Annotated in this window: 8 protein-coding genes; 6 read left to right on the top strand and 2 right to left on the bottom strand. The window is 44.5% G+C overall.

Translation table 11 applies throughout. From position 1 onward, the window contains the following. The first annotated feature begins 26 nt into the window (after positions 1-26). The 6 genes from AC3AQ9_RS08365 (at position 27) to AC3AQ9_RS08340 (ending at position 10,098) form a co-directional block, all read left to right on the top strand. Positions 27-509, top strand: coding sequence for a VanZ family protein (locus AC3AQ9_RS08365; RefSeq protein ID WP_488307011.1), 483 nt, complete (start codon positions 27-29; stop codon positions 507-509). Between the two features lie 215 nt (positions 510-724). Then, the gene (locus AC3AQ9_RS08360; protein WP_488307010.1) at positions 725-2,899 is read left to right on the top strand and encodes a 5'-nucleotidase C-terminal domain-containing protein; all 2,175 of its coding nucleotides are present in this window, start codon (positions 725-727) and stop codon (positions 2,897-2,899) included. A gap of 220 nt (positions 2,900-3,119) precedes the next feature. Continuing rightward, a complete protein-coding gene (locus tag AC3AQ9_RS08355; RefSeq protein WP_488307009.1) occupies positions 3,120-4,568 on the top strand; it encodes an N-acetylmuramoyl-L-alanine amidase in 1,449 nt (482 codons plus the stop codon). Positions 4,569-4,724: 156 nt separating this feature from the next. Further along, the gene (locus tag AC3AQ9_RS08350) at positions 4,725-6,626 is read left to right on the top strand and encodes a S8 family peptidase (protein WP_488307008.1); all 1,902 of its coding nucleotides are present in this window, start codon (positions 4,725-4,727) and stop codon (positions 6,624-6,626) included. A gap of 216 nt (positions 6,627-6,842) precedes the next feature. Then, positions 6,843-7,892 carry a C40 family peptidase gene (locus AC3AQ9_RS08345; protein ID WP_488307007.1) on the top strand — a complete coding sequence of 350 codons (1,050 nt, stop codon included), beginning with the start codon at positions 6,843-6,845 and terminating at the stop codon, positions 7,890-7,892. A gap of 199 nt (positions 7,893-8,091) precedes the next feature. Continuing rightward, complete coding sequence (locus tag AC3AQ9_RS08340) at positions 8,092-10,098, top strand: S-layer homology domain-containing protein (protein ID WP_488307006.1); 2,007 nt, start codon at positions 8,092-8,094, stop codon at positions 10,096-10,098. A 497-nt stretch (positions 10,099-10,595) separates the two neighbouring features. On the opposite strand, the gene AC3AQ9_RS08335 is transcribed toward AC3AQ9_RS08340, so the two are convergent. Together AC3AQ9_RS08335 and murJ are read right to left on the bottom strand one after the other, a co-directional pair. Then, positions 10,596-12,164, bottom strand: coding sequence for a hypothetical protein (locus AC3AQ9_RS08335; protein WP_488307005.1), 1,569 nt, complete (start codon positions 12,162-12,164; stop codon positions 10,596-10,598). An 11-nt stretch (positions 12,165-12,175) separates the two neighbouring features. Further along, positions 12,176-13,690 carry a murein biosynthesis integral membrane protein MurJ gene (gene murJ / locus AC3AQ9_RS08330; RefSeq protein ID WP_488307004.1) on the bottom strand — a complete coding sequence of 505 codons (1,515 nt, stop codon included), beginning with the start codon at positions 13,688-13,690 and terminating at the stop codon, positions 12,176-12,178. Positions 13,691-13,747 lie beyond the last annotated feature (57 nt).

Here is a 13,747-nt window from a genome sequence, read left to right as displayed (position 1 = left end):
AAATAAATTCATGATACAATTCAACTATGAAAAAAATACTCATCTTTCTTATTTTATTTGCCGTCTTATTTGTATCATCCGGCCAAACGTATGAAGAACAATCCTTGATCCCCATGTTGGAAAAGTATTTGCCGTCCCAGCCGTTCAAAGGGGTATTGAGCCATTTGGAAATTCCGTATTGGGGCACTCATGTATCCATCGAAGAAAGGGGCTATTACCTGTTTGTCGAATTTCTGATTCGAAAAGGTGCACATGTCTTGATGTTCGGGTTGATTGCCTTGGCCGTGCTGAATCTCTTGCCAAAGCCAAAAGTGTGGCTGGCTTTGGTGATTACGGCAGTCATTGCTTTAACCGATGAATATCGTCAATCGCTGACCGGGGGAAGGACGCCGGCGGGTGAAGATGTGCTTCTTGATTTATTTGGGGCCGTTTTATTTTTATCGATTTGGGCACTATGGAACAGAAGAAAAAGAAAAGTACACAAGCAAAAAAAGAATAGGGCAAACTAGAAAGGCGGTGCTGCATTAAATGCAGCATCGCCTTTTTATATCAATAAATTAACAATATACAAATCAATAATTTATCAAAAAAGAAGCAACCAAAAAAATATAAAATATTAAGAGAATCATGTAAATATTTAGTAAAGTGAGTAGTTCAATGATTGGGAATTTGGTAAAATAGTATCGTACTCGAATATACCTATTCCTTGAGGAGGAACACACACATGGTAAGTATGTCAAAGAACAAAAAGTTTATTGCGTCTGCAGTAATAGCGGCAGCCGTGGCATCAGCAGTTTCACCGGCATCAGCAGCGGAGATGAAATTCACTGATGTGCCTGACCGTTATACAGAAGCGGTCCAACTTTTGTTTGATTTAGGAATCGTTAAAGGTGAAACAGCAACAACTTTCGGTACACAGCATAGCATTAAACGCCAAGATGCTGCGGTAATGATCGCCACGGCATTAGGGTTTAGTTCCACAGGGAAATACGCCGATTCAGGATTCACGGACGTACCATCTAGAGCGAAATGGGCAGTAGATGCTTTGGCTGAAAACGGTTTTGTAGATGGAAAAACGGCTAAACGTTTTGGTTCGAATGACGTAATGACACGCAACGAAGCAGCGAAAATCCTGGCTACAGCGGCTGGATTTGAGATTGATGAGAATTTGAAAAAAACTCAATTTACGGATGTGAACGAGCGCTTTGCGAAATACGTAGATGCATTGGTTAAAAATAAAATCACGGTCGGCAAAACAGCTACACAATTTGCTGCCAACCAGGCTGTAACACGCGGAGAAACCGCTTTATTCCTTCACCGCTCCGCGGATAAAATTATCAAGGATGTGTACCCTCTATCCATTATGCATGTCAATGATACACATGCCCGTGCAGAAGAGTCGACAAAATTGGTGACAGCGGTAAAAGGCTTCCGTGCAGAAAATCCGAATTCGCTTCTTTTGCATGCGGGTGATGTCTTCTCAGGAACTTTGTATTTCAATGAATTCCAAGGTGAAGCGGATCTTGAAGTGATGAAATTGATGAATTTTGACGCCATGACTTTCGGTAACCATGAATTTGACCTTGGGGCTTCACCGGAAGGGCATCAAGCGCTTCAGGAATTCGTCACGGCTGCCAACTTCCCGTTCGTTTCAGCGAACGTGAATTTCACACCGGATCCATTGTTTGAAGGCCTATTCCAAACGCAAATATCTTCTGATCCACAAGACGGCAATATTTACACAGGCATCGTCAAAGAAGTGAACGGGGAGAAAGTCGGGATTTTCGGTTTGACGACAAAAGAAACAGAAGTTATTGCAAGCCCAGGGCTTATCTCATTCAATGAAAACTACATCGCAGATGCCCAAAAAATGGTGGATGAATTCAAAGCGATGGGCGTGGACAAAGTGGTGGCCTTGACGCATATCGGCTATGATGACAACCCGGCAATCGACAATGACTTGTTATTGGCCAAAGGCGTTGAAGGCATTGACGTAATCGTCGGCGGGCACACCCATACGGCGCTGGCTGAACCGGTGATTATCAAGGAAAATGAAGACCCGACGGTTATTGTCCAATCGGGAGCTAACGCTGAAAACCTGGGAACTTTGGACATCTTGTTTGATAACGATGGCGCAGTATTGGCGTTTGACGGGGAATTGATTGCTTTGAAAGAATTGGCTGCAGACCCACAAGCAACAGAAGTCTTAGCACCTTATAAAGAAGTAGTGGCGGAAGTTGCAGCAGAAGAAACAGGTGCGACAGCAACAGCAGCGCTGGAAAACCCGCGTGCCGGCGATAACCCGAACGCACCAAGCGTACGCAAAAACGAAACGGCTTTAGGCAATATCATCACCGATGGAATGCTTAGAAAAGCGAAAACGTATAACGAAAATGTCGTCATGGCATTCCAAAATGGCGGCGGGATCCGTGCAGGCATCGATGCTGGCCCGATTACAGTCGGTGAAATCATCACCGTTCTGCCTTTCGGAAATACCTTGGCTACAATGCAATTAACCGGTGCTGAACTGAAAGCTGCTTTTGAAATCAGTGTCGGCCAATACCCGCTTGAAAATGGCGGATTCCTGCATGTTTCAGGAGCAAAAGTGGAATTTGATTCTTCTAAACCGGCGGGGCAGCGCGTCGTTTCCATTTCCTTGAAAAACGCAAATGGAACATTTACGCCAATAGCTGCCAATACTTCTTATACAGTCGCAACAAACGCCTTCACAGCTAAAGGCGGAGACGGGTACACTGTATTTGCTAAAGCTTATGCAGAAGGACGCGTAACGGACCTAGGACTTTCTGATTGGGAAAACTTGAGAGAAGAATTAGTGCGCCTCGGACAAGTGCAGCCGGCTGTTGAAGGCCGCATTGTTGATGTAAAACCTTCCAATTAATGGGTTTTATCGAAAAGTAAAAATCATTAAGAAATTGAAAAAAATATGTTAAATAGCAAAGCCCTGTCTAGTCACTAGACAGGGCTTTGTTACGTAATACCCACTAAATATTAATAAAAAGAACTACTTTTTTTTGAAATAATTCAATTGATACATAGAAATTTAGAAATTTTTAGGTTAGTGTATGGGGAGAAAGAAAAATATTAGGAGGAAATGAGTCTTGAAAAAATGGATAATAATGCTTTGTTTCGCATTGATTGTTTCTGTATTAGTCCCTTATCAAAACCAAGTGAATGCAAGTGTAAATTTAAAAGATATCAGTACTGGCCACCGGGCATATCAGGAAATTACGTATTTGGTTGATCGTGCTATTGTCAATGGCTATAATGACGGCACTTTTAAACCTTCAAAACAAGTGACGCGCGGGGAAGCGGCTGCAATGCTGGGCAGAGCGCTGAAATTGAACGGCGCGAAGAAAAGCACTGATTTTTCAGATGTAGGATCTTCTAATATGGCATCTGGTTATATTGATGCGCTCGTCGATTTAAAAATCATTTCAGGTTATTCAGACGGAACGTTCCGTCCGAATAATATCTTAAACCGTGGTGAAATGGCATTGCTTCTGAATCGTTCATTTAACTTTGGAGGCACTACCTCAGCTACTGCTGCAGCAAAATTAATGGAAAAAGGCATTGCGCAAGGATATCCGGACGGTTCGTTTGGAGCAGATGAAAAAATTATACGCGCAGATTTCTCTGTATTTTTAGCGCGCAGCTTAAACGAGAGCTTCCGTGTTGGGGTACAAGCGGGAGACGTTTCATTCACGAAGACAATGTATGTCAAAACAGGGTCGGACACATTAAATATGCGAAAAGGTCCTGGAACTTCCTATCCAACAATCAGCAGCTTGAAAAACGGCACAGCAGTCAGTGTGGCAAGTTCTGTGAATGGCTGGTCCCATATCCGCGTTAATGGAGTGATCGGCTATGTGGCAACAAGCTACCTCTCCATTTCTAAACCGGTTTCTGTAGTACCAGTCGTTAAAAGTGATTTGACAGTCATCATCGATCCAGGCCATGGAGGCACAGATTCAGGCGCAATTGGCAATGGATTTTATGAAAAGAACGTAGTTTTGAATGTCGGCAGACACATGAGAGATTATTTTGCTAAAACACCGATCACCGCTAAAATGACACGTGATTCCGACACATTCATCAAATTGTATGACCGTGCGAAGTACGCTTCCAGAAATGGCGGAGATGTCTTTGTCAGTATCCATACAAATGCATTGAATGGTTCGGCAAATGGACAAGAAACTTTCTATTATGCAAGCACGGCAGCAGTAAATCCAAAAGTCCAGCAGTCCCGTGCACTTTCGATTTATTTGCAGGCGCGCATGCAGGAAGCTTGGAACTTGAAGAACCGCGGAGTTAAACAAGGAAATTACCAAGTGCTTCGTGATAATACCGTACCGGCTGCTTTAATCGAAATGGGCTTTATCGATAGTGCAACTGATATTCAATACATCAAATCAGAAGCAGAACGCAAAGAGATGGGGAAAGCATTGTTCCTTGGAACTTTGGATTATTTCTACCGTTACGAAGGGCGCACCGATGTGCTGCCTTATTACAAAACAGTTGGCGCAGCACCAAGCAATAAACGCCATTGATAACCCTCAATACTCCTGTTGGCTTTTAGTCACAGGAGTTTTTATTTTATAAATTAGTATAAAAAGTTAAAATATAGAACTTTTATACTACTATTGGTGGTTTATAAAAGCCGGCATAAAGGTATTTGAAAAATAGAGAGAGAAAGAGGGGGAATTATGATGAAGCACTATACTGCTGTATTGCTGTTGTTCGCTATGCTTTGTTTGCCGGCATATGTTTTTGCACAAGAAACGGATACATATATGATTTATGCACCAGAACAAGAGCTGGAAAAAATTAAAGAGCAGTTCAAGTCTGTGAAAAAAGAGTTTGATGAGGTTCCGTTGGTTGAAATGGAGCTGACGCAACAAGAAAAAGATGAGTTGCAGCAGCAATTCGAAACAGCCGAGATTTACCCGAACCAAACCTACCAAACAGCGGCGGATATTGTGTCTCCAAGTTTTACCAGCACAAAAAGCTCTCCTGCTTTAGCGACTCCTTACACAGGAGCCGGGGTCCGGGTGGGAGTATTGGATACAGGAATCGATACAAGCCATTCGGATTTAGCGGTAGCCGGAGGAGTTTGTACAGCTGCTGTCTGTTCGAGTAAAATTCCATACGATGACGATTTCGGCCACGGAACCCATGTAGCCGGCATTATCGCCGCTAAGAAAAACAATGCGGGGATAATTGGGATTGCCCCCAATGTAAAAATGTTTGCCATAAAAGCGATGGACAGCGAAGGGGCAGGATCAACCGCACAAGTCACCAAAGGTGTGGAATGGGCGATTAAGAATGACATTGATATATTGAATTTAAGCATTTCCATTTCGGTGAATGACCGTCCATTGGATTTGATGCTGCAAGAAGCCAGCAAGCAAGGAATGCTGATTGTCGCAGCTGCAGGCAATGAAGGAGGAGCGGTGGGAGAAAATACAGTCACTTATCCCGGGAAATTCTCTTCCGTTATAGCAGTGGGAGCGCTGAATAACGAGATGAAGAAAGAAACACACTCTTCGGTAGGACCGGAAGTGGAACTTGCTGCTCCAGGATATGAAATATACAGCACGTTTCCAAGGAGGCTTGACCACTCGGATTATGTAGTGGACGGCTATAAGAATTTGACGGGAACGTCGATGGCTGCCCCGCATGTTACCGGGATACTGGCTTTGTATAAAGAGCAGCATCCCGCGTTGTCGAATGCCAAGCTGCGGGAAATTCTCCAAAGCACGGCAAAGGACTTGGGCATTGCAGGACGCGACAGTTCTTTTGGCTTCGGGCTGGTGCAGTATGAAAAAGACATTAAAACCGTACCGTTGATCGAAACAAAAGTGGAAAAAGGAAAAATAACGCTGACTTTAAAAAATAAAGAGTTAGCAAGCAATTGGACGTTGAAAGAAGGTCAAAACATTTTAAGGGAAAACGAGCCGGGCAAGTGGGTGTTGTACAAAACCAAGGGCGTTTATCCGTTGGCCTTCAGCTACACCAATAAAAATGGCATAAAGAAAAACGAGTCTTTATCAATCAAAGTAAATGAACCGGCTTTTCCAGATGTCACAATGGCTTCCTGGTATGCTCCGCACATCAGTTTCTTGTACAGCAATGGTTTTATGAGCGGATACCTGGATGGGACATTCAAACCGACACGCGAGATCAAGCGGGGAGAAGCCCTGATCTTGCTTGGGAAAGCGCAGGGGTTTGATGGAACTCCTCGGACCACAACGTTCACAGACGTTGGAGTGAACCACTCCGCTTCCGGTTACATCCAATCGGCATACGAAAATGGGATCATACAAGGATATCCGGATGGAAGCTTCAAACCAAACCAATCGGTCACAAGAGCCGAAATGGCTTTGCTGATCCAAAATGCTTATCAATTTGAATTTGATCCGGCAGTGAACCCGCCGTTTACGGATGTTCATTCCGATCAAGCCAGCTATGGAGCGATCCAAGCAATTACCCAGCAAAAGATTACGGCCGGCTACACGGCTACCACTTTTGAACCGTCCAAAATGATGAACCGTTATAGTTTCGGGGTATTTTTAGCTAGAGCTGAAAACAGCTTATTCATAAAATGACCTAAAAGAAGTTGCGACTGAATAATCAGCCGCAACTTCTTTTTTTACCCGGATTTATTTCTTTTAAACCATAAAAAAGGAAATGTTACACAAATGTAATATTAGTGTAACCTAAAATTGGTAATTCCTTGGTAGTATGTAACACAGGTTAAGAAAACAGGAAGATTCCGTGTTTGATCAACACCATGAATCGCAAATTTTACTAGAGGTGACGAATTGAAGAAACGAATGCTACTTATGATAATCGCTGTTTTATTCATAACAGCCAGTCCATTAATGACAACCGAAGCCGATGCCAGTGGAGCATCAGCAGAAGAAATTGCGAACTACGCATTAAAATTTAAAGGAACGCCTTATAAATTCGGCGGAACGACGCCATCAGGATTTGATTGCTCTGGATATATCCGTTATGTATTTGACCATTTCGATATTTCATTGCCAAGAACATCTGCAGATCAATACAAAGTAGGAACGGCCGTATCAAAAAGCAATCTGCAAAAAGGAGATCTTGTATTTTTTGCTAATACATATAAAAAAGGCATCTCACATACCGGCATCTACATAGGGGATGGCAACGTCATCTCAGCAGAAAGCGGCGGGGTAGGAGTTTCAAATATTAACACGAACCCGTATTGGGGACCGAAATATGCAGGCGCTAAACGCGTCATCAGCACGGCCCCGGTAAAAGCATCCGCTCCAAAAGCATTGCCGCCGGTTACGGATGGCAATTTTGTAGACGTCCCAACTTCCCATCCGGCTTATGAAGCCATTAAAAGTTTAAACATATCCGGTGTGATCAGCGGGTTTGAACAACAGGATTTCCGTCCGACGGAAAAAGTGACAAGAGGGCAAGCTGCGGCAATGATCAACCGCGAATTAAAACTAACACCAACTAAAGGCATTCAATTCAAAGATGTATCAGCCAGCCACAAATTCGCGAAAGACATCGCTGCGATGAATGAGGCAGGCATTTTGAAAGGTTATACAAATGGCGCTTATGGAATGTACGACTCATTAACCAAAACGCAATTAGCCGTGATTCTGGAAAGAGCCTTTGAAATGTCAAAATCAGAGAATATCCAGGCACAAACTGCTTCAGTGAAGTATTTGGATGTAGCCCCGACATATTGGGCACATAAACCGATCGTGACTTTAAAAGCGGTTGATGAAACAACTGTGTTTCAGACTTCCAGATTCTACGGAGACAGAAACTCAAACCGTGCTGAATTTGCAGCGGCATTATACAGCGTCATACAAGCAAAATAAGCAGTAAACAAAGGAACCGGTTGATCGGTTCCTTTGTTTTGTTTATATAAGCCTTTTGTCTCTGTTGCTGCCAAACGGGTATGAAATTTGGTTTTTTACTAAGTCGAATGGCTCTTTCTTACCATCAATTCCATAAAAAACCTTTTTTGTAGGATAAAAATGCTTTACACTGAGTATAGGCAGAAATAAGGAGGACTACATGAAAATTATCAATAAATTCATTGCGGCTATTTTATTAGTGGCAGGAGTAATAAGTTTCGCATCACCAAGCCATGCTAGTGATATTGCGCCAGGGAGTGCCTTGGAAAAAGAAATGAAGGCAATGATCGAACAAGGCGTCCTTTTCGGATATGGAAAAGATGTTTACAAGCCAAAAGATTCTGTAACACGTGAACAATTTGCCGCCTTTATCAGCCGGGCGCTGCAATTGCCTGCGGGGGTTCACAATTTCAAAGATGTCCCGATGAATTCGAAGCTTTCAGCTGAAATCGGAGCAGTTTATACTGCCGGATTGATGCATGGAAATAGCGACACGACATTCAATCCGACAAGTTTGATCACACGTGAGCAAATGGCTCAAACATTAAAAAATGTCCTGGTTTTCAGTAAGATGGAATTAAAAGAAAAACGGGTAAGCTTCTCGGATGAAAAAGATTTTGTTTCTTCAGGCGGTATTCGAGCAGTTTATAATATCCTCCATTATGACATCACTGCAGGTATGCCGGATGGCAATGGCGGTTTGAAATTTGCTCCTAAAGACAGCACAACACGCGAACAAGCAGCAGCTTTCATCTACCGTTTCCTTGAAGCAAAAAAAGTGGCGGATAATCCTTCTGAGCCAGTGCCGGAAGAGCCGACACCTCCATCAACTGACGAAAACTTATATTATTTAGGATATGTCGAGAACGGACAATTGGTGAAGCAGAGTTACAGCCATAAAGATTATTTGAGCGCTGCGGAATCTTTCAAAGCGGTTCCTTCAGCAAAAGCGATTCTTCGCGGCGATGAAATCATCCGCATCAAAAGCGGCTTTGCGTTTGGCGATCGTGTGTTAAACGGCGCCAAGCAAGTAACGACCATCTACCATGATACTGCTTTCAAGAAGCAGGCAACCTATATTGAACACGGACGCGAAATCCGTTTTATCGATTCAAATGATGATTTTGTCAAAGTGCAAGTCGGTGGCACAATCGGCTACGCGAAACACAGCGAAGTGGATTTTGTTCCTCTTGAACTGGTGACAGCACAGGATTATTACATGGTAAATCAGTGGGGAACACTGAATCACCATCAATACAATTATGTCACCAAAGCACGTGCCAGTTATTCTATCGGGCCAGCCCCAGCAGGAATGCAGGCTAACGTGAAATATTACAGCCACGATGGCGTCCATTTCCAAGCGGGCTCTTCAAAAATAACGCATTATCCTTATTTCCAGTATCAGTCTGTGCGCACCAAAACAAGCTACACGGCTGCGGAATTGGATACGTTCATCATGAACCGCCTGACGGAACTGAACAGTTCCACAGGAACTTATAAAAATGCGACAACAAGATCGAAACTGATTGGCAAAGGGAAATACTTTATCGACATGCAAGAGAAATACAATATCAATGCATTATTCATGCTGTCTGTGGCTATGCATGAAAGTGCGTTTGGCATGAGCGATAACGCACAAGTCAAAAACAATCTGTTTGGCATCCGTGTATTTGATGGAACGCCTCATGAAGGCACCGTTTATGCCCAGGCAGAAAACAGCATCGATGCCTTTGCCAGAGAGTACATGAACCGCAATTACGTGAACCCGAACGGTTCTTATGCAAATGGCGCATCGCCAGGCAATAAAACAACAGGCTTCAACGTCAGCTATGCTTCTGACCCGACGTGGGGAGCGAAAGTAGCGGGCCATATGTTCCGCACCGACTTGGCACTTGGCAAGAAAGACATCAACAAATACAAGCTGGGCATCACCAACACAGCTTCTGTGAACGTGCGGAAAGCGCCTCAAGGCGAATTGTTGTACAGCTACAAACGTGAATATCTCGGCATCGACCAGGCGTTCGGATATCCTGTGGTTATCCTTGAAACGGTAAAACATACCGATGGATACAATTGGTATAAAGTGATTTCCGATTTAAATCCGGAACACGATACCAATAACGGAATCGGCTGGATCCGTGCAGATCTAGTGAATACCATCAATTAATAAAGAAAGAAGGATCAGCAGCTGCTGATCCTTTTTTTATTTGTTATGGAAAATAAGAAGGATTTAAACTGTTCAGCTTAATCGATATTCCGCCAAACAGCTCCGCTTGCCGCGGGCGAGCGCCAAGCCGCTTCGTCGCTGCGCTCCTGTCTCTGCATCGCTGCGCTAGCTTCGAGACATGAAAGGGCGTTGCAGGGTCTCGGCTGTCTCGTCGCTACGCTGCCCCGCAGGCAAGACATTGGCCGAAGCCTGCGAGGGCAAGTCTTTGCGACGAAGTGCGCAGCACTGCAGGAGCAGTACGATTTTCTCCGCTGTTTGGCTCTATATCTGGAGAGCATATAGAGTTCTCTTTAGAAAATCACTGTATCTAAAAATTAGCTAAGAGTGACAAACACGAATGTCTAATAAAGCGAATGAGTCCGCCGGATATGAAGCGCTATAACTTTCCAAAATAAATAAAAAAACCGCTCGCATAAAGCGAGCGGTTCATAGCTGTATTACATAAGATTCGTAACTTTTTCAATCAACTCAATGCCTTCGGATTCCAAATACTGCATTTTGGCTTCGATCATTTCATCAAAATAAGTATTGCGTTCCATTTGGAGTTCTTCGAACAGCGCTTGCGTTTCAAGCAAGTCGACGAGTGTCAGCTGCGGATAATCATCGCCGCTGAATGTGCCGTCCGGACGGGCTTGATACCATAAATCTCCATTTTCCCGAATCCAGCCGCCTTCATCTTGGCCGAATTGCTCAATGCCGGCAATGACTTGATTTGCGGCCTGCAAATATTTATCTTCATTTGTATGCCGGTAAGCAGTCAGCAATATTTTTAAGCCACCAAGTTCATGGTTCAAGGAAGCGTGAGTGAGCGGAGTTTCGGGATCTTCATCGAAATAATCGACAATGAGGTAGCCGTCTCCGGCTTCGATGACCTCGTCTTCTTCAATCCGGCTTAACAAGTAATCGGCATACACCTCAACGGCGAGCTGTTCCTGGTCCACATCTTCTTTATAAAGTTCTGCTGTGTTGTCGAGATAGAAAGCGACGTATTCGTTAAAGCGTGTATCGACATAGGGAGCGGTGATGCCATAGGCGTTTTTCAGCCACGTGCTGGTGTATTCAGTCGGCCATCGTGTGCCTTCGAATTCAGCGAGGTAACTCAATAAGTTGACCCGGGAATTCAGGACCATCGATTCAAAATAAAGGGAAGGGGAGCGCTCGTTCCACTCCAGGGCCACTTCATCTTCGAATCGGCCCATCGCGCGTCCGTAGCCCATTTTCGTGCTCGGTTCTATAGAGAACGGCAATTTGGTAAAAGGTCCATCGGCAGTCAGCCAGTTTAATTGCATGGTCTGGTTATTCAAAGCAAATTCAATCCATTGCGTTTCTGTCGCTTCATCTGTGAACAAAGGACCTTCTGTCAACAGCGTCCAGGATTCAGCGGTACGGGCTGGCATCAGCCAGAATTCCTTGTTGATGGCTCTATCTGAAAGTTCCAGCTCGCGGATTTCTTTGTCCAAATCTTTCAGCCGGCTGACTTGCTGGTCTTCATAGGCCATTTCAAGTTTTTTTGAGATATAGACGTTTCCTTGGAGGATTTCTCCGTCTGAATAAGCAATTGCTCCGAATGGATTCACTGTAGGATCGACGCCGAAATCATTGTGATAAGGATGTTCAATTTCTTCGGGATTCCAATCCGTAAATTCCGCGTTCTTCAGTCCGGACAGCTTTGTGGAAATGGGAAGCGGCAGCCAGCTGGAATTTTCCATTCTTTCGAAAACCAATTCCGCACCGTTGCCGAGTGTCCGCTCGGTTACTTCGTAGATGCCGGCATTTAGGCCAAATAGTTCGAGATTTGCTGAAAACGTCCGGTCGACGGCGTTTTCAATTTTCTTTTCAGTGGTATTAATTTCGGTTAAAGATAAAAGTGCCGGTTTTTCAATGGTCAACGTGAGACTGTTATTTTCATAAAAAATGATTTCATCTTTAATAAGTGCGAAAGCCCCCAGAGCCAAAGCCAATATGATAGCTAAGGCTCCTATTCCCAGGGCAATTTTCTTCACCATTTTGCCACCCCTCATCTTCTGCGTTTAGCCAATCCTAAAAATCTGTTGAAGCCGGCTGGATGAACGATGCGCAGCGCGGCAACATAGACGGCGATTCCAATCGGAACCAGTATTCCCAGCTGTAGAATCGCATGCCATTGTTCAGCATTCAGCAATTCTTTCGCTCCCCATACAACAAGCCCCATGATGATAGAAGGGATCAAAATACGGACAGCGGTAGCCATAAAGCGGTTGAATTCTTTTATTCCTAAGTCTTTATAGACGACAACCATGGACACGGCAAAATAATAGACCGATACGGCTGAAGCAGCAAAAGCGAGAGCCGTGTAACCGTAATCGTCGACCAATAACCAGTTCAGCAAAAAATTCAGGACGATGGTGGTGACGGAGATACGGAAGACCACAGCCGTTTTTCCCCGTGCATACATCGATTTCGACAAAATAAGCTGCATGCCCTGGAAAATGATGATCGGCAAGTAGAACAGCAAAGCGGCGTAAGTGTTTGCGGTGTCTTCAGCTGTAAAAGCCCCGCGTTCATAGACGAAAGAAATCGCTGCATCTCCGACCACCCATAAACCGATGGCAATCGGCACCAGTGTAATGAAAGAAATCTCCATTCCCCGGAATAAGGTGTCTTTGAATTTTTCGCGGTCATCGGTTTGCTCGGACATCAGCGTGAAAATGATTGCGGCTAACGTGGAAGCGTAAATCGCATTCGGTATGCTGACAAGCAAGGAAGCGTTATTCAAGTATGTAACGGCCGCGTCGATGGTGCCGGAAGCAAAAGCTTTATTGACGAATAAATTCACTTGGCCGACGACCGAATTCAACAGGGAAGGAATGATCAAGATGACAAAAGCCTTGGTGAAATCTGATTCCATCCGCAATGTCGGTTTCCATTTATAATCGGAGCGGATCAAGTACAGCAATTGAATCGCTGCGCCGAGAACCGTTCCGGCGACAAAGCCGTAAGCCAGGGAATAGATGCCCCAAATATCGCTGAAAAATAATGCGAACAGCGCGGACATCAGCGTCGCCAGCAGTTTTGATACCAAAGTCGGCACGAAAATTCGGCGGGATTGCAAATAAGATTCGAGCAATCCGGCTAGGGCGATAAATGTCATGAAGATAAAGAACACTTCGGTAATGCCGATGGCGATCGGCTCGGCCGTTTCCGACATCATCGGATAGATGGTGGGAACGATCGATTCCGACCAGGTCCAGCCTGCTACGGATACCGCAGCAAAGATGAGCATGGTCCAATTAAGGAGCCCATTCGCATTTGTATCATCTAAATCCGTGCCATTTTTCCGGCGCTTGATATACATCGGCAAAAAGACATTATTAAAGCCAGTTGCAATCATGGCGACCACTAACGTGATAAAGGAAAATGCCAGAAAGTAAGCATCGGTAGCGGCCGAGGCGCCGAACTCGTTGGCGACGATCGACTCCCGGAGCAATCCCGATAATTTAAGCAATAACGCCAGGCCCGTTGTCCAAATGGCGGCTTTTTTCAGACTCGACATGAGTCCACCTCTTTTCACAGAATAAGCGGCCAGCTCATTCTTCCTGAGCCAGCCGCT

The sequence above is a fragment of the Planococcus sp. VCh962 genome, from assembly GCF_057748275.1.
The sequence above is the reverse complement of the archived record's forward strand: the minus strand, read 5'-3'. Positions and strand labels throughout refer to the sequence as shown.